General features: G+C 53.5%; 20 protein-coding genes. 12 read left to right on the top strand and 8 right to left on the bottom strand.

Annotation, left to right across the window (positions count from 1 at the left end):
* Positions 1-9 precede the first annotated feature (9 nt).
* Positions 10-1785 carry a M61 family metallopeptidase gene (locus NIZ92_RS17345; protein WP_254002336.1) on the bottom strand — a complete coding sequence of 592 codons (1776 nt, stop codon included), beginning with the start codon at positions 1783-1785 and terminating at the stop codon, positions 10-12.
* Positions 1786-1819: 34 nt separating this feature from the next.
* On the opposite strand from NIZ92_RS17345, the gene NIZ92_RS17340 reads away from it, so the two are divergent.
* From NIZ92_RS17340 to NIZ92_RS17295, 10 genes are all read left to right on the top strand, one after another.
* A complete protein-coding gene (locus NIZ92_RS17340) occupies positions 1820-2596 on the top strand; it encodes an enoyl-CoA hydratase (protein ID WP_009464111.1) in 777 nt (258 codons plus the stop codon).
* 282 nt (positions 2597-2878) lie between these two features.
* On the top strand, positions 2879-3364 hold the full coding sequence (locus NIZ92_RS17335; RefSeq protein ID WP_226349147.1) for an ATP synthase subunit I: 486 nt from the start codon (positions 2879-2881) through the stop codon (positions 3362-3364).
* A 56-nt stretch (positions 3365-3420) separates the two neighbouring features.
* Positions 3421-4302 carry a F0F1 ATP synthase subunit A gene (gene atpB, locus NIZ92_RS17330; protein WP_035270224.1) on the top strand — a complete coding sequence of 294 codons (882 nt, stop codon included), beginning with the start codon at positions 3421-3423 and terminating at the stop codon, positions 4300-4302.
* A gap of 104 nt (positions 4303-4406) precedes the next feature.
* Positions 4407-4649 carry a F0F1 ATP synthase subunit C gene (gene atpE / locus NIZ92_RS17325; protein WP_009464117.1) on the top strand — a complete coding sequence of 81 codons (243 nt, stop codon included), beginning with the start codon at positions 4407-4409 and terminating at the stop codon, positions 4647-4649.
* Between the two features lie 154 nt (positions 4650-4803).
* The gene (locus NIZ92_RS17320; RefSeq protein WP_009464119.1) at positions 4804-5274 is read left to right on the top strand and encodes a F0F1 ATP synthase subunit B; all 471 of its coding nucleotides are present in this window, start codon (positions 4804-4806) and stop codon (positions 5272-5274) included.
* A gap of 14 nt (positions 5275-5288) precedes the next feature.
* Complete coding sequence (locus NIZ92_RS17315; RefSeq protein WP_003805005.1) at positions 5289-5828, top strand: F0F1 ATP synthase subunit delta; 540 nt, start codon at positions 5289-5291, stop codon at positions 5826-5828.
* A gap of 35 nt (positions 5829-5863) precedes the next feature.
* Positions 5864-7405 carry a F0F1 ATP synthase subunit alpha gene (atpA, locus tag NIZ92_RS17310; protein ID WP_003805007.1) on the top strand — a complete coding sequence of 514 codons (1542 nt, stop codon included), beginning with the start codon at positions 5864-5866 and terminating at the stop codon, positions 7403-7405.
* A 94-nt stretch (positions 7406-7499) separates the two neighbouring features.
* Positions 7500-8408 carry a F0F1 ATP synthase subunit gamma gene (gene atpG / locus NIZ92_RS17305; RefSeq protein ID WP_035270228.1) on the top strand — a complete coding sequence of 303 codons (909 nt, stop codon included), beginning with the start codon at positions 7500-7502 and terminating at the stop codon, positions 8406-8408.
* Positions 8409-8452: 44 nt separating this feature from the next.
* Positions 8453-9874, top strand: coding sequence for a F0F1 ATP synthase subunit beta (atpD, locus tag NIZ92_RS17300; protein WP_035270229.1), 1422 nt, complete (start codon positions 8453-8455; stop codon positions 9872-9874).
* Between the two features lie 12 nt (positions 9875-9886).
* A complete protein-coding gene (locus NIZ92_RS17295) occupies positions 9887-10309 on the top strand; it encodes a F0F1 ATP synthase subunit epsilon (RefSeq protein ID WP_009464130.1) in 423 nt (140 codons plus the stop codon).
* A 272-nt stretch (positions 10310-10581) separates the two neighbouring features.
* On the opposite strand, the gene rfbD is transcribed toward NIZ92_RS17295, so the two are convergent.
* Together rfbD and rfbC are read right to left on the bottom strand one after the other, a co-directional pair.
* On the bottom strand, positions 10582-11508 hold the full coding sequence (gene rfbD / locus NIZ92_RS17290; protein WP_254002335.1) for a dTDP-4-dehydrorhamnose reductase: 927 nt from the start codon (positions 11506-11508) through the stop codon (positions 10582-10584).
* A 4-nt stretch (positions 11509-11512) separates the two neighbouring features.
* Positions 11513-12061, bottom strand: a complete 549-nt coding sequence (gene rfbC, locus NIZ92_RS17285) for a dTDP-4-dehydrorhamnose 3,5-epimerase (RefSeq protein WP_254002334.1) — start codon at positions 12059-12061, stop codon at positions 11513-11515.
* 191 nt (positions 12062-12252) lie between these two features.
* Here rfbC and NIZ92_RS17280 point away from each other — a divergent pair, with 191 nt between their 5' ends.
* Entirely contained in the window at positions 12253-13362 is a 1110-nt protein-coding gene (locus NIZ92_RS17280; RefSeq protein ID WP_254002333.1) for a hypothetical protein, read from the top strand.
* On the opposite strand, the gene rfbA is transcribed toward NIZ92_RS17280, so the two are convergent.
* Genes rfbA through NIZ92_RS17260 form a run of 4 tightly spaced genes read right to left on the bottom strand, consistent with a single transcriptional unit; the run spans position 13359 to position 17886 of the window.
* Positions 13359-14249, bottom strand: a complete 891-nt coding sequence (gene rfbA, locus NIZ92_RS17275) for a glucose-1-phosphate thymidylyltransferase RfbA (RefSeq protein WP_254002332.1) — start codon at positions 14247-14249, stop codon at positions 13359-13361. The genes NIZ92_RS17280 and rfbA overlap by 4 nt on opposite strands.
* Positions 14249-15313, bottom strand: coding sequence for a dTDP-glucose 4,6-dehydratase (gene rfbB, locus NIZ92_RS17270; protein WP_254002331.1), 1065 nt, complete (start codon positions 15311-15313; stop codon positions 14249-14251). Before rfbB ends, rfbA begins: the two co-directional genes overlap by 1 nt.
* Positions 15314-15339: 26 nt before the next feature.
* Positions 15340-16584, bottom strand: a complete 1245-nt coding sequence (locus tag NIZ92_RS17265) for a flippase (protein WP_254002330.1) — start codon at positions 16582-16584, stop codon at positions 15340-15342.
* Between the two features lie 3 nt (positions 16585-16587).
* Complete coding sequence (locus tag NIZ92_RS17260; RefSeq protein WP_254002329.1) at positions 16588-17886, bottom strand: O-antigen ligase; 1299 nt, start codon at positions 17884-17886, stop codon at positions 16588-16590.
* 141 nt (positions 17887-18027) lie between these two features.
* Here NIZ92_RS17260 and NIZ92_RS17255 point away from each other — a divergent pair, with 141 nt between their 5' ends.
* Positions 18028-19302, top strand: a complete 1275-nt coding sequence (locus NIZ92_RS17255) for an exopolysaccharide biosynthesis polyprenyl glycosylphosphotransferase (RefSeq protein WP_254002328.1) — start codon at positions 18028-18030, stop codon at positions 19300-19302.
* Here NIZ92_RS17255 and NIZ92_RS17250 read toward each other — a convergent pair.
* A complete protein-coding gene (locus tag NIZ92_RS17250) occupies positions 19280-20161 on the bottom strand; it encodes a glycosyltransferase family 2 protein (protein WP_254002327.1) in 882 nt (293 codons plus the stop codon). The two genes, NIZ92_RS17255 and NIZ92_RS17250, sit on opposite strands and share 23 nt — an antisense overlap.
* Positions 20162-20163 lie beyond the last annotated feature (2 nt).

The raw sequence follows: 20163 nt of genomic DNA, 5'->3' as shown, positions 1-20163 counted from the left end.
GAAAGAAGATCAGGACTGGCGGCTCAGGACGCATTCGTCCAGAGCAGGGCGCGTCAGTTGTAGCGTGAAGCAGTGTAGTTCATCGCGGCGGAAGGCGTGAACTTGTACGGTCTGGCCGGGTTCATAGGCTGCCAGCAGGCGCTCTAGGCTGGCGGTGTCACTGACACGCAAGCCGTCAATAGCGACCAGGGCATCACCGGCAGACAGCCCGGCTTGATGCGCTGCACCATCAGTGAAGACGGTAGCCAGCTGGCATTGGCCTGCGCTTTGGCGCAAGCGAGCGTTCAGGCTGGGCAGCTTGGAGGAGGCTTGCCATTCCAGCTTCAAGCCTTGTTCGGCCAGCCAGGGTTTCAAGGGCAGGTCCTCGCAGCCTTCAACGTAGCGAGCAATGAAATCCGTGGCGTCGTAGCCAGTCGCTTCCAGAATCAGGGCGGGCATGGCATTTTCAGGAATGCCTTCTGGCTTGCCTTGATAGAAGTCACGACCATAGCGCTCCCACATCAGCAGCATCACATCGTCCAGACTCTTGGCTTGCTGGGTATGGCTGCGAATGCACAGGTCCAGGCCCAGGGCGATCAGTGCGCCCTTGCTGTAATAGCTGACCAGTGCGTTGGGGGAGTTCTCGTCCTGCTTGTAATAGCGCGTCCAGGCGTCAAAAGAGCTTTGTGCGGCGGACTGCTTGAAGCGCCCGGGGCCTCGTTCAACCGCATTGATGTTCTTGGCCAGCAGCTTGAGGTAATCGGCCTCGCTCAGCACGCCAGAGCGTAGCAGCATTAAATCGTCGTAGTACGAGGTGAAGCCTTCAAACACCCATAGCAAGCGGGTGTGGTTTTCACGGCTCAGGTCGTAGGGTGCGAAGACGGCGGGCTTGATGCGTTTGACGTTCCAGGTATGGAAGTACTCATGGCTGACCAGACCCAAAAAGGTCTGGTAGCCCGCGCTTTTCACCGATTTGTCCTGGCCCTGGGTAGGCAGGTCTCGACGCGAAGCCATCAGGGCGGTCGAGGCGCGATGCTCCAGCCCGCCGTAACCGTCATCGGTCACCATGGTCATGAACACGTAGCGCGAGCTGCAATCCAGGAAGGGCGCGCGACGGGTTTCAGGTTCGAAAAAGGCGATTTGCTCGGCACAGATTTTCTCTACGTCACGGGCAATGCGGGGCAGGTCCAGGTTCGGGATGACGCCAGTAAAGACCAGTTCGTGTTCAGCGCCGTGGGCAAAGAAGCTGATGACCTGGGGAGTACCCATCTCAATGGGGTGGTCGATCAACTCATCGTAATTGCTGGCGCGGTACAGGCCAAAACCATAGCGCTCTGCCGCGCCTGGCATGCCGGTGGCCTCGGGCAGGCTGGTGTAAACCTGCCAATCTTCCATGTCCTCGCTGGACACCAGTTCCAGCAGGCACGGCTGTTCAGTCTGGCCCTCAACGGCCAGCAGGGCGCTGGTGCCATTAAAGAAAGCATGGGTCTGATCAATATGCGCGCCTCGTACGGACAGGTCCCAGGCATAGACCTGGTACTGAATGCTCAAGGGGCCCTCGCAGGGTTCGCACTGCCAGCGATGGTTGTCCAGCTTGCGGATGGAAACCGGCTTTTCGCCGGAGAAGGCGGCTATGCTTTCGATCTGACGCGAGAAGTCGCGGATCAGGTAGCTGCCAGGGATCCAGGCCGGAAGGCTCAAGATCTGGCCATCTGTTTGGGGGGAAGTGATCTGTATCTGGACAGTCAGGCGGTGGCCGGCGAGATCTGTCGGCTCGGCACGGTAAAGTACGGGTGTAGGTTCCATTCCCCTATTCTATTTAATTTTTCTGGGAGTCAGCATGAACGAACCCTTAGTCAAAGCAGAGGTGCATGGTCGTGTTGCTTTATTGACATTAAATCGGCCCAAGGCTTTGAATGCGCTCAATAACGAGCTGATCGCCGAGTTGTATGCCCTGTTAAAGAAATACGATGCCGACAACGAAATCGGTTGTATCGTGCTGACCGGTAATGAAAAAGCCTTTGCCGCCGGTGCCGATATCGGCGCCATGAAAGACTGGAATTACCACGATGTCAGCTCCCAGGACTATCTGGGTGGCCAGTGGGAAGAACTGCGCCGTTTCCGCAAGCCCATCATTGCCGCCGTCGCTGGCTATGCCTTGGGCGGTGGCTGCGAACTGGCCATGTTGTGTGACTTCATCATTGCCGCTGACTCCGCTCGTTTTGGTCAGCCAGAAATCAAGCTGGGCGTGATTCCCGGTTTTGGTGGTACGCAGCGTCTGCCCCGTGCCGTGGGCAAGGCCAAGGCCATGGATCTGATTCTGACTTCGCGCATGATGAATGCCGAAGAGGCCGAGCGCTCCGGTCTGGTGTCGCGCGTGGTGCCTGCCGACAAGCTGATTGAAGAGGCATTGGACGCTGCCACGGTTATTTCCAGCATGTCCCTGCCGTCTGTCCTGATGGCCAAGGAGTGCGTGAACCGTGCTTTTGAATCGTCGCTGGAAGAAGGTCTGCTGTTCGAGCGCCGCAACTTCCATGGCTTGTTTGCCACAGAGGATCAGAAGGAAGGCATGCGTGCTTTTGTCGAGAAGCGCAAGCCCGAGTTCAAGCACCGCTAAGTTTCTCAATCGCTGATAAAACAAGGGGTGTGTTGTAAAATTGCTGCACTGCAATGTTACAAAATAAGCTTACCCCTTGATGCCATTGAGATTGCGTAAATCAGCCTTGCATTAAGTATCAAACAAGCAAGGCTGAATTTGCTTACAACAAAAAAAAGACGCTATACTTTATGGGTTTGACGACACCGGCTTTTGAAAGGGGCCGATAATATTGCGCGGATGGATTGGCCAAGGCCTTTGCAGTACATCCACCCACACAACGTTATCTGATTGTTTCCTACTATGAATCAGCCGATTTATCAGCAGACAGGCACCACAGCCACGGTGCAGGCAGCAGGGGACAAGCCACCATTTCCGGAACCCGTAGTACTTACGCCCGAGCAACGTAGCCGCATGGCTCGCCGGGCAGGGCAAGGAATTGTGCGCACACTTGTTGCCCAGGCTTTTATGGGTCTGGTGGCAATTGGCCTGTCGGCATGGATTTCCGGCGCATATGCAGCAGCCTCAGCACTGATTGGTGCGGCTGCTTATTTTGTGCCTAACGCATTGTTCGCATTGCGTCTTTTGCTGGGTTTGATGGGCGGCGGCAACGCCGGAGCGCTTTCCTTCTTCTGGGGGGAGGCATTCAAACTCGGTTTTGCGGTATTGACACTGGCAACGGCTGCCATGGCAAACACGGGCTGGTTAGTTTGGCCTGCCTTGCTCTTTGGCCTGCTGTGTGTCTTGAAGGGATATGTGCTGCTGCTGTTTTTCCGCAAGCTGCCATAACGAATTTTTGTTTCACGGGCTCGTCCCATAACGTATACATCACAGGGTAAATACAGATGGCTGCTGCTAGTGATATTTCGCCTCAGTCAGGGTACATCCAGCATCACTTGGTTCACTTGAACAACTTGGGTGAAAAACAGGATGTTCTGGCCAACTTCGGTGTCATTAACTACGACTCCATGTTCTGGTCCCTGCTGATGGGTCTGGTTGTGGTTTTCTTTCTGTGGCGCGCCGCTTCGGCCGCAACAGCCGGCGTACCAGGCCGCTTGCAGTCTTTTGTAGAAATGCTGGTCGATTGGGTTGAAGACCAGGCCAAATCCATTGTTCCTAACGCTGAGTCCCGGAAATTTGTCTCGCCCCTGGCGCTGACCGTGTTCCTGTGGATCATCATGATGAACGTGCTGGACTTGCTGCCCGTTGATGGTCTGGGCTGGATCTTCATCCAGACCGGTCTGGCCGCCGAACATGGCGACCCTCTGTACTACCACCGTATTTTGCCAACCGCTGACTTGAACGTGCCTATGGGCATGTCCATGGGCGTGCTGCTGCTGATGTTCTACTACGGCATCAAGATCAAGCACCCCGGCGGCTTCGTCAAAGAGCTGTTTACTGCACCGTTCACTGCCACAGGCCTGATGGCTGTTGTGCTGGCACCTTTCAACTTCTTGCTGAACTGCATCGAATACGCGGCCAAGTCCGTGTCCTTGGGCATGCGGTTGTTCGGCAATATGTTTGCCGGTGAACTGGTTTTCATGTTGATCGCTCTGCTGGGTGGCGCATGGACAGGGTTTAATGGCGCCAGCCTGGGACTGGGTATCGGTCACATTCTGGCCGGTTCTGTGTGGGCAATCTTCCACATTCTGATTGTGTTGCTCCAGGCGTTCATCTTCATGATGCTCACCCTTGTCTATATTGGACAAGCACACGAAGGCCATTAATCCGATTCCGACTGGACAATGGTGTCTGGTTGGGGGGAGCAGGCCTGGCCTGCTAACGCTTTGATTTTTTTGAATTACACCTGATTTTTAACCAAGGAGTTGTCATGACCAACGTAGCTCTCGTTGCTCTTGCTTGCGGTATCATCATCGGTCTGGGCGCTTTTGGCGCTTGCATTGGTATCGCCCTGATGGGTGGTAAATATCTGGAAGCATCGGCTCGTCAGCCTGAACTGATGAACGCTCTGCAAACCAAGATGTTCCTGTTGGCCGGTCTGATCGATGCTGCTTTCCTGATCGGTGTCGGTATCGCCATGTTGTTTGCATTCGCCAACCCATTCGTTGGGTAATAAGGCGAGTCCGTTGCCGCTTTTGGCAGACGGGCAGGCAGTCGTCGTTAGCGGTGTGTTGCTCGGTTTGATCATGCACCGCTTGTCGACTTGAACATACATGTGTCAGGACGCATACCGCTTCCTACACACGTGGTATTGAAGGGATACGACCGTGAATTTAAACGCGACTCTCTTTTTTCAGATGATCGTGTTTTTCGTTTTGGCCTGGTTTACGATGAAATTCGTATGGCCGCCACTGACGAAAGCAATCGATGATCGTCGTCAGAAAATCGCTGATGGTTTGGCTGCTGCCGATAAAGGCAAGGCCGATCTGGCACAGGCCCAAGCGCGTATCAGCCTGATGGATGCTTCGGCCAAGTCCGAAAACCATCAACGCATTGTCGACGCTGAAAAACAAGCGACTGCTCTTTTGGAGCAAGCTCGTCGTGAAGCCGAAGCCGAAAAAGCCCGCATTATTGCGCAGGCCCAGCAAGACGCTAACCAGGAAGTGCAACGCGTACGTGAAGGTCTGCGTAGCGAAGTGGCTGCCTTGGCCGTCAAGGGTGCCGAGCAAATCTTGCGACGCGAAGTTGACGCTAATGCGCACGCCCAGCTGCTCGAGCAGCTCAAGGCAGAACTTTAACATCAAGGCAGGCCATGGCTGAACTATCGACTATTGCCAGACCTTACGCCGAAGCCCTGTTCGCCGCCGTGCGCGACGACAGCCAGGGTCTCGAATCGTGGTCGGCCCTGTTGTCCGAAATGGCTCAGGTGGCCGGTCTCCACGATGTGCGCGAGGCACTGAACGATCCGCGCCTGAATAACGGGCAGCGACTCGAACTCTTTACGGGCCTGGTTAAGTCACAGGTCACCGAAAAGGCTCGCAACTTTCTTCAATTGTTGGTGGATAACCAGCGCATCTTGCTGTTGCCACAAATTGCAGAACAGTTTGATCTATTGAAACACCAACTCGAAGGCACGGCGCAGGCACAGATTATCAGTGCTTTCCCGATGGCTGAGGCTCAGGTTGCTGAGCTGACCGCTGGGCTGGAGAAAAAGTTTGGCCTGAAGCTAAAACCGACTGTGACCGTCGACGCTGACCTTATCGGCGGTATTCGGGTGATTGTTGGTGACCAGGTGCTCGACACTTCCGTGCAGGCCCGGCTGGCCAGCATGCGCGATACGCTGACCGCATAGCGCGAGTCAGTAAACAGGATTTCAGGAGTCTGAACATGCAACTTAATCCGTCCGAGATCAGCGAACTGCTCAAGAGCCGCATCGAAGGCCTGGGTGCGTCGACTGACGTTCGTACACAAGGCACGGTCGTATCCGTGACCGACGGTATTACGCGCATCCACGGTTTGTCCGATGTGATGCAGGGCGAAATGCTCGAATTTCCGAACAACACGTTCGGTCTGGCCCTTAACCTCGAGCGCGACTCTGTCGGCGCCGTGATTCTGGGTGAATACACCGGTGTTTCCGAAGGCGACGCAGTTAAAACAACTGGCCGCATTCTGGAAGTACCCGTTGGCCCCGAACTGCTGGGTCGTGTGGTTGATACTCTGGGTATGCCTATCGACGGCAAGGGCCCGATCAACGCCAAGATGACTGACGTCATCGAGAAAGTGGCTCCTGGCGTTATCGCCCGTGAGTCCGTGTCCCAGCCCATGCAGACCGGCACGAAAGCCGTGGACTCCATGGTGCCAATCGGCCGTGGTCAGCGCGAACTGATCATTGGTGACCGTCAGACCGGTAAAACTGCCGTGGCTGTGGACACCATCATTGCTCAAAAGGGCAATGGCGTTAAATGTATCTACGTTGCCGTGGGCCAAAAAGCCTCCACGATCAACAACGTGGTGCGCAAGCTCGAAGAGCACGGTGCTCTGGAGTACACGATTGTTGTGGCCGCCTCGGCTTCCGAGTCCGCTGCCATGCAATACCTGGCTCCTTACTCCGGTTGCACCATGGGTGAATACTTCCGTGATCGTGGCGAAGACGCCCTGATCATTTATGACGACTTGACCAAGCAAGCTTGGGCCTACCGTCAAGTATCCCTGTTGCTGCGTCGCCCACCAGGCCGTGAAGCCTACCCCGGTGACGTGTTCTACCTGCACTCCCGTCTGCTCGAGCGCGCTGCTCGTGTGAACGCCGAGTACGTAGAAAAATTCACTAACGGTGAAGTGAAGGGCAAGACCGGTTCGTTGACCGCACTGCCTATCATTGAAACGCAAGCCGGTGACGTTTCCGCTTTCGTTCCAACCAACGTGATTTCGATTACTGACGGTCAGATCTTCCTGGAGTCCGACCTGTTCAACGCTGGTGTTCGTCCCGCTATTAACGCCGGTATTTCGGTGTCCCGCGTGGGTGGCGCTGCTCAAACCAAGGTCATCAAGAAACTGTCCGGCGGTATTCGTACCGACTTGGCTCAGTACCGTGAATTGGCTGCGTTTGCTCAGTTCGCTTCCGACCTGGATGACGCAACCCGTCGCCAGCTGGAACGTGGTAAGCGCGTGGTCGAACTGCTCAAGCAGCCCCAGTACCAGCCTCTGGCTGTGTGGGAACTGGCCGTGAGCCTGTACGCTGTGAACAACGGTTACTTCGACGATCTGGAAGTCGCTCAGGTTCTGCCTTTCGAGAAAGGCCTGAAAGATCACCTGCGCAGCAAGTTCGCTGCCCTGGTTGAGCGTATCGAAAGCAAGAAGGAACTGGTTAAAGAAGACGAGGCTGAGTTGGTTACAGCCATCCAGGACTTCAAAAAGCACGGCGCTTTCTAATCATTGTTGGCAGGCGCCGGAAACCCCGGCGTCATGATTAGCGGGAGTCGACAGCCTAGTCTGGCTCCCGATAATGCCCTTACAGGAAAGTGTGATGGCCGGAATCAAGGAAATTCGTACTAAGATCAAGAGCGTGCAAAACACGTCCAAGATCACCAAAGCCATGGAGATGGTGGCGGCATCCAAGATGCGCAAAGCGCAAGAGCGGATGCGTGCTGGTCGTCCCTATGCAGACAAGGTGCGCGAGATTGCTTCGCATCTGATGCAGGCGCACCCCGACTACACTCACCCCTACATGGTTGAGCCTGCCGAAGTCAAATCGGTAGGTATCGTGGTTGTCAGCACGGACAAAGGTCTGTGTGGCGGCCTGAACACCAATATTCTGCGTCTGGTACTTGCGCGTGTTCGCGAGTTTGAAGACAAGGGTATTAAGGTTCAGACAACGGCTCTGGGTGGTAAAGCTGCTGGAACATTGGCGCGTGTTGGTGCCAATCTGGTTTCTCAGGAAGTGGGCTTGGGCGACGCGCCTAACCTGGAACGTCTGATTGGCGCTATCAAGGTGCAGATCGACGACTTCGTGGAAGGCCGCATTGATGCTGTTTATCTGGCGACCAGCCGCTTTGTCAATACGATGAAGCAGGACCCAACATTTATTCGCTTGCTGCCTCTGCCTTCCGGTCTGAAAGATCCTTTCCAGGCTGGTGATCAGGTAGTCGCTCAAGAAAGCGCTAACTCTTCCGAATACGGTTGGGATTACATCTACGAACCCGATGCCAAGTCGGTTATTGACGACTTGCTGCTGCGTTACGTAGAGGGTCTGGTGTATCAGGCCGTTGCCGAGAACATGGCCTCTGAGCAGTCTGCCCGTATGGTGGCCATGAAAGCCGCTTCGGACAACGCCAAGACCGTTATCGGTGATCTTCAGCTGGTCTATAACAAGACCCGCCAGGCAGCGATTACGAAAGAAATCTCTGAAATCGTGGGGGGTGCCGCTGCTGTGTAATCACGGCAAGGCACACCATCAAAGTTATATTGCAAGGACTCAACATGAGCAACGGTACCATCGTTCAGTGCATCGGCGCCGTGGTGGATATTCAGTTCCCCCGCGACAGCATCCCTAAAGTCTACGAAGCATTGACGCTCGTTGACGAAAGTTCGGCTTTCGCAGAAAAAGGCCTGACTTTTGAAGTACAGCAACAATTGGGTGACGGTGTAGTTCGCACCATCGCCATGGGTTCCAGCGACGGCCTGCGCCGCGGTATGGAAGTGGCCGGTTCGGGCGCTCCTATCTCCGTGCCAGTCGGTGTTGGTACTCTGGGCCGCATTATGGACGTTCTGGGTCGCCCGATCGACGAAGTCGGTCCTATCCAGTCCGACGAGCGTCGCGCCATTCACCAAGCCGCTCCTACTTTCGACGAACTGTCGCCTTCCGTAGAGCTGCTGGAAACCGGTATTAAAGTGATTGACCTGGTTTGCCCGTTCGCCAAGGGTGGTAAGGTTGGTCTGTTCGGTGGTGCCGGTGTGGGCAAGACCGTGAACATGCTGGAGCTGATCAACAACATCGCCAAGGCACACAGCGGTCTGTCCGTGTTTGCCGGTGTGGGTGAGCGTACCCGTGAAGGTAACGACTTCTACCACGAAATGGCCGATGCTGGCGTTATCCAGATGGACAACCTGAGCGAGTCCAAAGTGGCCATGGTGTTCGGTCAGATGAACGAACCTCCAGGCAACCGTCTGCGTGTGGCACTGTCCGGCCTGACCATGGCCGAGAAGTTCCGTGACGAAGGCCGTGACATCCTGTTCTTTGTGGACAACATCTACCGCTACACGCTGGCCGGTACCGAAGTGTCCGCTTTGCTGGGTCGTATGCCTTCCGCAGTGGGTTACCAGCCTACGCTGGCCGAGGAAATGGGTAAGCTGCAAGAGCGCATTACCTCCACCAAGACCGGTTCGATTACGTCCATCCAGGCCGTTTACGTTCCAGCCGATGACTTGACTGACCCATCGCCTGCTACGACCTTCTTGCACTTGGACTCCACCGTTGTGTTGTCGCGTGACATTGCTGCTCTGGGTATTTACCCCGCTGTGGACCCTCTGGACTCCACCAGCCGTCAGCTGGATCCACAAATTGTGGGCGAAGAGCACTACGCAGTGGCTCGCGGTGTTCAGCAAACGCTGCAGCGCTACAAGGAATTGCGTGACATTATCGCGATTCTGGGTATGGACGAGCTGTCTCCAGAAGACAAGCAGGCTGTTGCCCGCGCTCGTAAGATCCAGCGCTTCCTGTCTCAGCCTTTCCACGTGGCAGAAGTGTTTACCGGCTCGCCTGGTAAGTACGTTCCACTGGCTGAAACCCTGCGCGGCTTCAAGATGATCGTCGACGGCGAGTGTGATGCACTGCCAGAACAGGCGTTCTACATGGTCGGTTCGATCGACGAGGCTTTCGAAAAAGCCAAGACTATTCAGTAATAAGGATTACTCATGGCTAAGCTTCATGTTGACGTGGTTAGTGCTGAAGAATCGATCTTTGCTGGTGAAGCAAAGTTCGTGGCACTGCCCGGCGAGGCTGGGGAGCTGGGTATTTTGCCCGGTCACACTCCACTGATCTCGCGGATTCGTCCCGGCACGCTGAAGATCGTTATGGACGATGGCAGCGAAGAGCATATCTTTGTCGCTGGCGGCATACTCGAGGTTCAGCCTGGGAAAGTCACTGTATTGTCGGATACCGCGATTCGCGCACAAGACCTGGATGAAGCAAAGGCGCTGGAAGCCCGCAAGCATGCGGAAGAAGCCCTGCGTAACACCAAGGACAAGGCCGATATCGCTGTTGTGGAAGCCGAGCTGGCCATGCTGGCCGCTCAAGCTGCCGCAGCACGTCGCTTGAGCAACGCGCGCAAGCACTAAGCTCAAGTCGGTAGCATCCGTGAAAAAGCCACCCTTAGGGGTGGCTTTTTTGCGTTTGGCTTTTCAAGGAAATGCAGGGGGGGAACACGGCTGTTGCGTGTGACGGCTACTTCAGGGTAAGGGCGATAATCCTGCTAGAAGTAGAAAGAAGGGGGCAGAAGGGGCGGGGCATCGTGCTAGCGGCCATAGCTTGTGCAGAAGAGTGGGCCGATGCCGTATTAATGTGAGTTGAATGGCTCAGGAGTGCTCCCCAAGCGTGAGGAGGATCAGCCTTAGCGAGTGCTTTTAAGCGATAGCAGGCTTTTCTCTACACCCTGACGCCAGTCTCGCTCCTTATTTTGCGGGCCTAATAAAGAATCAAGCCTGGTTTGCAGTAGGCGCGATTGTGCTGGTCGCTTTGCAGGTGTGGGGTAGTGGCTGGTGGGGATAGGTGTCAGGCTGGGGGCTTGAGCCAATAATCCCAGTTTGACCGCCTGGCTGAAGATCTCCTGGGCAAACTCATACCAGCTGACATTAGGTTGCCCTGCGAAATGGTAGATGCCTGAAGGCGGCCGATGCTTGTCTGGGTTCTGCTTGGACTCAAATAGTTTTTCTGCCAGCGCCAATAGCACTTGGGCAATATGCGGTGCGTAGCTTGGGCCACCAATCTGATCAGCCACAATGCGTAACTCAGAGCGTTCCTGTCCCAAGCGAAGCATGGTTTTCAGAAAGTTAGTGCCAAATTGGCTGAACACCCAGCTTGTGCGCAGAATGATGGCAGAGGGTAGGGCGGTCAGGACTGCCTGTTCTCCCTCCTGCTTGCTTTGCCCGTAAATGCTAAGTGGATTGGTAGGGGCGTCCTCGGGGTAAGGCTGTGTCGATGAGCCGTCAAAGACATAGTCTGTCGAGACCTGCAACATGCTTATGCCTCGCTCTGCACATGCCAGTGCGAGCAGGCCAGGGGCTGTGCAGTTGATTAGCCGTGCAGCCTGAGGTTCTGACTCGGCTTTGTCGACTGCCGTATAGGCTGCAGCATTGATCACGATATCAGGACGATACTGATCCAGAGCCTGGGTAATGGACTTTGCTTGTGTGATATCCAGATCGGCACGGCCAAGCAGGATTAGGCTGGCGTCAATCTTTGTACTTTTATCGAGCCAGGCAAAAGACTGGCCTAATTGACCGTGGGCTCCAGTAATCAGGAAGGATGGGAGTGACATGGATTCAGGCTTTGCTTTGTGCGATGAGCTGGCTCAGCACAGGGTAGTTTTTATCCTTCTTGGACAACTGGGGGTTCTGGATTGGCCAGGCAATCGCTACTTCAGGGCAATTCCATGCCAAGCCACCTTCATCTTCAGGAAAGTAAAAGTCGGTGCACTTGTAGCTGAAGTCGGCAAAGTCAGACAGAACACAAAAACCATGGGCATAACCTGGAGGAATCCACAACTGCTTATGGTTGGATTCGCTGAGCTCAATGCCTACATATTGGCCCAAAGTGGGTGAGTCTGGCCGTATATCTACAGCTACATCGTATACTGCTCCCCGGCTGACACTGACCAGCTTTCCTTGAGGCCGAGTTTTTTGAAAATGCAGACCACGCAAGACCCCTTTCTCGGAGCGAGAAAAGTTGTCTTGCACAAATGGTAGATTGATCCCAGCCAGTTCCTGATAGCGTTGCTGGTGAAAAGTTTCCTTGAAGAAACCACGCTCATCACCAAAAACAGCTGGTTCAATAATCAGAACACCAGGCAGGCGGGTGGGATAAATGGTCATTACAAATATTTGGTTTGGGGTATGGGGGGCTGTGTCGGGCGGGAAAAGCGACGCAAGCTGCGGTATTTACAAACCTGCTAAAGCTCTTGATGCAGTATAAGGCTGGCACGACAGCAAGCCTGAAATTGTATCTATTTGACCCTTTTTTAGCTATCGTGGATGGCTTGAGTAAAACACTGGATTAAGCGCGAATGGTTGTTTTTATACGCTCGTACCTGCGCCATGTGGATGGCAAGCTGGCCAAGTACCTCAAGGTTTTGGACGAGGCGCAGATCCCTTACCATTTTGTCGGCTGGGAGCGAGGAACGGTTCCTGCACAGAGGACCAGCAACGACACCTATTACACGCGTCCAGCCGCACTGGGTGCCGGGTGGCGTAGCCTGATTGGTATTGCCTTCTGGAATGCATTTGTCTTGCGCTGGTTGTTAAAAAATAATCGCAAGATCGATTTGGTCCATGCTATCGATCTGGATACCGCGATGGCTGTGAAGGTGTACGCGGTGCTATGTAGGAAGCCTTGGATTTTTGATGTCTATGACAAGTACAGTTCCTTACGCTATTTTCCGGGCGCTTTAGGCAGATGGGTAGACAAGCTCGAAAACTATCTGCTGAAGACGGCTGATGTGGGAATTTTGGCTGATCCATGCCGTATAGCGCAGCAAGGCATTGATCCCGCAACCCCCTCTTTAATGGTGCTGGAGAATGTCCCACAGAAATCCGAGATTCAGAACTATGTGCCGGTCTCTGATGAGCAACCTGTGAAGATTGCTTATTTTGGAGTGCTCGAAGCAAAGAATCGTGGCCTGGAAGACCTACTGGCTGCGTGTGAGCAGTCCCCCGCTTGTGAGCTGCACGTGGCGGGATACGGCCCGTTGGCGGATTTGTTTACGCACTCCGCACAGAAACATCCTCATATTCATTACTATGGGGCACAAAGTTCGGTTCAAGGGCTTCAGCTGATGCAGTCATGCCAGATTGTGGTGGGGATGTATTACAAGACAGTTCCCAATCATTTATTTGCTGCGCCTAACAAATATTACGAGCACTTGATGCTCGGGCGCGCCATGTTGACGACAGCCGGCATTCCGACTGCTACGAAGGTACTTGAGCATCAAACAGGTTGGGCCGTAGAGGAAGGTCAGCAGGCGATTGAAGCCTGGTTAAAAGACCTGGACATGCAGCAGGTTCAACAAGCGGCAGCACGCGCACGGGGAGTATGGCAGGCCCAATATGCAGACTATTTTGACCAGCATTATGCTGGGCAATACCTGCAAAAAGTGCAGGCCTTGCGTAAAAGTTAAGGGGCTTTTCCAGGCAGAATTGGGTCTTGGAGAAGCTTGTGCAAATATTGGCCGTATTCTGTTTTTGCCAAAGCCTGTGCTTGCCGTTCCAAGGCGCTACGTTCAAGCCATCCTTGCTTAAAGCCAATTTCTTCCAGACAGGCGATTTTCAGTCCTTGGCGATGCTCAATCGTGCGTACAAAGCTGCCGGCTTCTTGCAGACTTTCGTGAGTGCCGGTGTCCAGCCATGCAAAGCCTCGGCCTAACAGGCTGACATGTAAATTACTTTGCTGTAGGTAGGCATTGTTTACGTCGGTAATTTCCAGCTCACCACGAGCAGAAGGGCGTACCTGGCGGGCGATATCTACGACGTGATTGTCGTAGAAGTACAGGCCAGTTACGGCAAAATTGGATTTGGGCTGCTGGGGTTTCTCTTCGATCGAGACAGCTTTGCCCTGGGCATCGAACTCCACCACGCCAAAGCGTTCTGGATCGCTGACTTGATAGCCAAAAATAGTGGCTCCTTGTTCGCGTTGTGCCGCCTCTTTCAGCATCTGGCTAAAACCATAGCCATAAAAAATATTGTCCCCCAGGATCAGGCTGACCCGGTCGGAGCCAATGAAATCGGCCCCGATCAGAAAAGCCTGTGCTAACCCATCTGGGGAGGCTTGCTCGGCATAGCTCAACTGAATGCCAAAGTTGCTGCCATCACCCAGCAGAGCACGAAAGCTGGGTAGATCGGCAGGGGTGGAAATGATCAGAATTTCACGTATCCCGGCCAGCATCAGTACTGACAAGGGGTAATAAATCATGGGCTTATCGTAGATAGGCAGTAGTTGCTTGGATACCCCCAAGGTAATAGGGTGCAAGCGGGTACCGGATCCACCGGCGAGGATGATGCCTTTCATTATTCTGTCTTGCCTAAGCGATGTAGCTGATATTGACCGTTAAGGATACGCTCCCACCAGCCCGAGTTTTCTAAATACCACTGTACAGTTTTGCGCAAGCCCGTCTCGAAGGTTTCCTGGGGTCTCCAGCCCAATTCCCGTTCAATCTTGCTAGCATCAATAGCGTAGCGCTGATCGTGGCCAGGTCTGTCCTGCACGTAGGTGATCAGGTCTGTGTAACGCTGGATACCAGCGGGTTTTACCGGAGCCAGCTCTTCGAGCAGTGCGCAGATCTCTTGAACGACATGGATATTCTGCTGCTCGTTATGGCCACCAATATTGTAGGTTTGACCTACCTGGCCTTTTTTCAGGACCGTCAGCAAAGCTCGTACGTGATCTTCCACATACAGCCAGTCACGGATTTGCTTGCCCTCGCCATACACAGGTAGCGCTTGCCCTTTGAGGGCATTCAAGATCATGTGAGGAATAAGTTTTTCAGGGAAATGGTAGGGGCCGTAGTTATTGGAGCAGTTGCTGAGCAAGGTGGGCAGGCCATAGCTACGTTGCCAGGCTCGTACCAGGTGGTCTGAACTGGCCTTGCTGGCTGAGTACGGTGAGCTGGGCGCATAGGGCGTGGTTTCTACAAAGAGCTCCGTGGTGTTATGCAGATCGCCATACACTTCGTCCGTCGATATGTGATGGAAGCGGAAATTGGATTTTTTGGGCGCTGGCAGTGAGTTCCAATAATGGCGCGCACACTCCAGCAAGGTGCAGGTGCCTACAATATTGGTCTGAATGAACGCTGCCGGGCCATCTAGAGATCGATCCACATGCGACTCGGCCGCCAGGTGCATGATGGCATCAGGTTGGAATTTTTCCAGCAGAGCCTGTATGGCTGGCCCATCCTGGATATCGTTTTGCGCAAATTGATATCGAGGGTGTTCCTGGACCGAAGCCAGCGACTCCAGATTGCCTGCATACGTCAATTTGTCCACATTCAGGACGAAGTGCTCTGTCTCCTGGATAAGATGACGGATCAAGGCTGAACCGATGAAGCCGGCGCCACCGGTAACGAGAATATGCATGACGATTAAGTAGCGTTCCGAATGGCTTAGCGATAGCGTTTAGCCAGTATTAATAGGGCAAGGCAGTCTACGATAACCCGGCTGGTCCAGGCAATTGCGGCGCCTAGCAGCCCGAACTGAGAAATCAGTACGTATAGCAAAGCGATATAGGGCAGGATCTCAGCCAAGTGTACATAGGCGGTAATGTGGGCGTATCCCTGGGCTTGGATCACGGTGTAAGGAATCTGGGCAATGGCGTTGAAAAAGAAACCCAGCAACAGAACTTGTAGAATCGGTACGGACTGCTCTACATAGGTTTCACCAAGCCAGAGCAAGATAATCCACTTGGCTCCCACAATGCCTATCAAGCTGATCAGTCCGCATACTGCCAGTAGCAACAGGTAAGACAGACGGGTTTCCTGGCGTGCATCTTTTTGTGCGCTGAGTAAGGGGAAAATCACTCGGACAACTGCCCCTGGAATGTTTAGTAAGCGAGTAATAGCTTCTGATGGTGCTGTGTAAAAACTGACTGTGCTTGCCCCATTCAGGTTAGATAGCAAGAAGCGATCAAAATACACCATTAAAGGGCTGATCAAATTGCTGACTGTCAGCCAGCCCCCAAAGCGTAATAAGGCCTGCGCTTGTTGTTTGTCCCAGCGCCACATTCCTTGACGGACATGGGCAGGCAGAGCCCAGAAGTAGGCGAGCAGGCAACTGAGTAAACGTCCGGCAAACAGCCCGAGAACGGCATAGCTGAGACTGGCCTGATAAAGAATGGTCAGCAAGGGCAAGACAGCGAGCAGCAAGCCGCTGATGGTTCGTTGTATGTTGACCCGTTTGAAGTCCGATAGTCCCTCCAGGTAGGACAACCACACTGCTTGCATCAGCAGTAAAGGCAGAGTTAGTGCCAGGAGACGAAAGGCGAACAGGCTGTCTGGGCGTAACTCCATGCTGATATTGAGCCACTGCACCAAAAAGGGGCTGAGCAGATAAACCAGCGCAGCGGCAACACTGCTGCTGAGCAAGATCAGTAAACTTGCTGTACCTAGAATTGACTGGATTTGCCGAGGGGACTGGCTGGCCATGGCAATGGCTCTGATCAAGGCACGGCTGATCCCCAGGTCAAACAGGCTGGCATAGCCGACCAAGGCAAAGAGTAGTGTGTAAATGCCAAAAGGCTCCAGGCCCAGCAGTCGTGCCATCAAGCCCATGGAGGGCAGGAACGCGAACATGAGCACCATATAGGAGCTCAGATTCCAGAACGAATTACCGAGTAATTTCTTGGCAGACATGAGCTAGGTCGCAGAATGACGCTTGGCTTGGTTGGGGTAAATCTGGCTCCAGAATATCGCTACACTAATCAGGAAAAACAGGAGCGTGTTATTGCGTTCCATCATGTTCTGGGTCAGGTTGGCCAGTATGTATACGGCAACAACAATACTTCCGCAGGTAGCGTACGCGCGAGTGAGCGTGTCTGAGGAATGAACCCGGCGAATAAAGCCATAAAAGCAGTAAAGCAAAAGTGAACATTGCAAGAGCAGACCTGCCAAGCCCCAGTCTACCCAGGTCTCAATGTAATTGTTATGTGAGTTGGCCAACTTCAAAACTACGGGATCTGCCTGTCCGTCTTTAACCAGGTCCTCGAGGGCCTGTTGGTGTTGAGCGTAGGACCAACCAGAAAACGGCTGCTCCTTTATCAGGGTCCAGTTCGCTTGCCAGATGGCAAAGCGGGCGCCAATGGAGGTGTTGGCGTTGCCTGCTTCAAATTGTTCAATATCGTGCTGCGCCAGAGCAACCCGCGACTGGATGGTATCAGTTTGCCACAGGATACTGGCGCTCAGGAGCGCGGCCAAGGAGAGGATCATTACACCTCGCCGAAAGTGTTGCTTGGGTAAATAGGCGTAGGCAAGTATCAGAAACACGACAGGAAGGGCAATCCAGCCGCCACGGCTGCCTGATAGAAGCGATAGGAGAAAACCCGCCAGACAGCCCAGCACAGATAGAAGAAGAACCGTTGTAGAGCGATGCTGCTGGCTGAGCTGGCTCAGTATGGCTGTCAGGCAGAAGCAAGCAAGGCTTAACGCAATATTGCCAAACTGGATGGCGCCGGTATAACCGTAGATGCGACCGTCGTGTAAAGAGCCACCGTATTGGGCTGGGATGATCCACAAAGCGGACAGCGTGCCTAAAGCAAAACAAACCCAGATCACGTTGCTATGCATGCGAATTGAGCTGAGCATGTACAGAATGGGGACAAGCAGCAGGTAGCGGCTTAGCAGATCCAGCTGATTACCAGGGTTCTGGTGCAAGAACCAGATCAGCAGACCGTAGGCAAAGGTTAGTGTCAGTATCGTATACAAGCCCCGGCTGATGCTCTGGCTTTGCATGGACCGACGAGTTTGAGAACACACCAGATACCCTGAAACGGTTGCCAACAGCAAAATGGCGACACCCACCGAATAGATATTACGAGTGGAAAGCAGACTAATAAAGAACAGACTTACGCCTAAATGAGCGGCCGCATTGAATGAGAAAGTAGACTTGGATACGGGCTCGGACATGAGAAAAAAGATGCAAAAAGTTTGCTTGGGCAAAAGCGCGTGAGCAGATCACACGAAGGTTGCGGTATTTACCCGTCAGACCCATCAAGTAAATCTGCTTGGGCTATCTAGCGTTACTCGGGAGCGACGTATAATTGGCGCGTAAATGGGCTATTTTAGGTTATTAGTGCTTCGATGAATCAAATTAAAATCAGGCGGTTTAAGCGTTTGCACGAGATACTCCTACTATCCGGGCCAAGCTCGTGGTTGATTGGGTTTGTTGTCGTGGTGCTAGCCCCGGTTTTGCTGTTGTGGGGATGGGACCGGTTATGGAGCCTGGATGATGGTCAACGTACAGCACTGATTCTGGCCATAGTCGCATTTGTCAGTTGCAAGCTGCTGATTGACAAGAGCCAGCAAGGCTATCCTGGAGCCCGCAGCGCGTGGCTGATTATCCCTACGGTGGGGGTGACTTACGCTGTCATCTACATTACCAGTTTTGTGTTTCGTTATGACGCCTCACGGGCGCTGCTGTTGAGCAGCAGTTTTCTGGCTTTGATCTGGTTTTTGCTGGAAAGCCTATTAACCACTCGCTACCGAGTACTGAAGCTGGCCATTGTGCCCGGAGGGGAGGCCGAGACCCTGCTGGATCTACCAGGCTTGGATGGTCGCATGCTGAGCAGCCTTGATCTTGCCGGGTATCGTTACGATGGAGTTGTAGCGGATTTTTCTTGTATACAGCCTGATGCTGAGCGCTTTCTGACACGCTGTGCGCTGGATCGGGTCGCGGTGTACAACTCTCGACAAGTGTTTGAGTCTTTGACCGGGCGCGTCAAAATTGATCGTATGTCGGAGAACACGATCGGTTCCTTGCTGCCCTCTAGGGGCTACGAGATTTTGAAGTTGATTTTTGACTATTCAATGGTCATTGCCAGTGCCGTGGTTGTGATCCCTGTGTGCCTGGTAGCGATGGTGGCCATCCGTTTGGAAAGCCCAGGTAAAGTCATTTATTGCCAGCAGCGGATAGGCTTGGGAAACCGCGAGTTCACTATTTATAAGCTGCGCAGCATGCGCTTTGACCAGGAATGTGAGGTTGAACAGTTTGCAGGGGAGGATGACCCCCGCATTACTCGGGTTGGCAGAATTATTCGTAAATTACGGATTGATGAGTTACCCCAGTTTTACAACGTGCTGCGAGGGGAAATGAGTTTGATTGGCCCTAGGCCCGAGCAGCCCTCTTTCGTGCGGGAGTTTGATGAAAAAATCCCGTTTTATAGCTACCGCCATGTCGTGAAACCCGGTATCACGGGTTGGGCCCAGGTGCGCCAAGGGTATGTGGCTAACGCTGACGACACTCGCGTCAAGATCGAGCACGACTTCTATTACATCAAGCATTGTTCGGTAATGCTTGATGTTTATATTGTATTTTTGACAGTAAAAACGATGCTTACTGGCTTTGGGGCGCGTTAGATTTATGCTCGCGCAGCAGGCATTTGACCACGTGCCGTGCGGGGCGGGTCAGCCTGTCTAGTACATCGTAAACTGTAAAAATCAACTTGCCTGCTGCACCGTAGCGCTTCTTCAAATAGACTTTCATGCCCGCGCTGTAGCATTGGCCACGGAAAGACTTGTCTGTGAAGGTACCCCCAGCTTCGTGGAAGTACTGAGCGGCAGGGATATGGAAAGATGGGATTCCCATTTCACGGGCGCGGAACTGTAGATCTGTCTCTTCAAAGTACAGAAAGAACTGTTCGTCAAAGCCTTCCAGGGCCATATATTGTTCGCGGCTGATAAACAGCAGGCTACCGGACACATGGTCAACCTGTGTGGGAGTCGTTAGCGGCTGTCTACTGCGAAGCAGACGCCCTAGCCCTACAGACTTTAACAACAACGTAAAACAGTTCGGGAAGCGTTCGAAGGCAAAATCAGGTTGCCCTTTGATCCCCAATGCTGAACCACCTAGAATCGGCCTGGGAGAGTCCGGATATATGTTCAGAAATTGTTCGAAAATACTTAGAACATCGGTTTGCAGTTTGGCGTCGGGATTAATCAGGAGGATGTTCGGGGCTTGGGTATGGGCAACCCCTATGTTGCAAGCCCGACCAAAGCCCAGATTGGCATGTGTCTGAATGATTTGGGTGTCAGGATACTGCTGGGCAATCAGACTACAACTTTGGTCTGTAGAGCCATTGTCGACAATGGTAATGGTGTAGGCATGTCTGGTGCTGAATTGCTTGATGCTGTTGATGGTATCAACAATCTTCTTGCCACCATTGTAGTTAACCAGGATGAAGTCGACCCAAGGTGCAGACTGAACGACAGTTTCCATGG

Origin of the sequence: Alcaligenes sp. 1735tsa3 (assembly GCF_024134565.1) — a bacterium.
Lineage (GTDB): Bacteria > Pseudomonadota > Gammaproteobacteria > Burkholderiales > Burkholderiaceae_B > Alcaligenes > Alcaligenes phenolicus.
This window is presented reverse-complemented; position numbering and strand designations above follow the sequence as displayed.

What these genes read in the sequence shown, in the direction of transcription:
- NIZ92_RS17250 (WP_254002327.1), bottom strand. Translation starts at nt 20,161, where the DNA reads ATGGAAACTGTCGTTCAGTCTGCACCTTGGGTCGACTTCATCCTGGTT.
- atpE (WP_009464117.1), top strand. Translation starts at nt 4,407, where the DNA reads ATGACCAACGTAGCTCTCGTTGCTCTTGCTTGCGGTATCATCATCGGT.
- rfbB (WP_254002331.1), bottom strand. Translation starts at nt 15,313, where the DNA reads ATGCATATTCTCGTTACCGGTGGCGCCGGCTTCATCGGTTCAGCCTTG.
- NIZ92_RS17280 (WP_254002333.1), top strand. Translation starts at nt 12,253, where the DNA reads ATGGTTGTTTTTATACGCTCGTACCTGCGCCATGTGGATGGCAAGCTG.
- rfbD (WP_254002335.1), bottom strand. Translation starts at nt 11,508, where the DNA reads ATGTCACTCCCATCCTTCCTGATTACTGGAGCCCACGGTCAATTAGGC.
- atpA (WP_003805007.1), top strand. Translation starts at nt 5,864, where the DNA reads ATGCAACTTAATCCGTCCGAGATCAGCGAACTGCTCAAGAGCCGCATC.
- NIZ92_RS17345 (WP_254002336.1), bottom strand. Translation starts at nt 1,785, where the DNA reads ATGGAACCTACACCCGTACTTTACCGTGCCGAGCCGACAGATCTCGCC.
- atpB (WP_035270224.1), top strand. Translation starts at nt 3,421, where the DNA reads ATGGCTGCTGCTAGTGATATTTCGCCTCAGTCAGGGTACATCCAGCAT.
- rfbC (WP_254002334.1), bottom strand. Translation starts at nt 12,061, where the DNA reads ATGACCATTTATCCCACCCGCCTGCCTGGTGTTCTGATTATTGAACCA.
- NIZ92_RS17255 (WP_254002328.1), top strand. Translation starts at nt 18,028, where the DNA reads ATGAATCAAATTAAAATCAGGCGGTTTAAGCGTTTGCACGAGATACTC.
- atpG (WP_035270228.1), top strand. Translation starts at nt 7,500, where the DNA reads ATGGCCGGAATCAAGGAAATTCGTACTAAGATCAAGAGCGTGCAAAAC.
- atpD (WP_035270229.1), top strand. Translation starts at nt 8,453, where the DNA reads ATGAGCAACGGTACCATCGTTCAGTGCATCGGCGCCGTGGTGGATATT.
- NIZ92_RS17335 (WP_226349147.1), top strand. Translation starts at nt 2,879, where the DNA reads ATGAATCAGCCGATTTATCAGCAGACAGGCACCACAGCCACGGTGCAG.
- NIZ92_RS17295 (WP_009464130.1), top strand. Translation starts at nt 9,887, where the DNA reads ATGGCTAAGCTTCATGTTGACGTGGTTAGTGCTGAAGAATCGATCTTT.
- NIZ92_RS17315 (WP_003805005.1), top strand. Translation starts at nt 5,289, where the DNA reads ATGGCTGAACTATCGACTATTGCCAGACCTTACGCCGAAGCCCTGTTC.
- NIZ92_RS17265 (WP_254002330.1), bottom strand. Translation starts at nt 16,584, where the DNA reads ATGTCTGCCAAGAAATTACTCGGTAATTCGTTCTGGAATCTGAGCTCC.
- NIZ92_RS17340 (WP_009464111.1), top strand. Translation starts at nt 1,820, where the DNA reads ATGAACGAACCCTTAGTCAAAGCAGAGGTGCATGGTCGTGTTGCTTTA.
- rfbA (WP_254002332.1), bottom strand. Translation starts at nt 14,249, where the DNA reads ATGAAAGGCATCATCCTCGCCGGTGGATCCGGTACCCGCTTGCACCCT.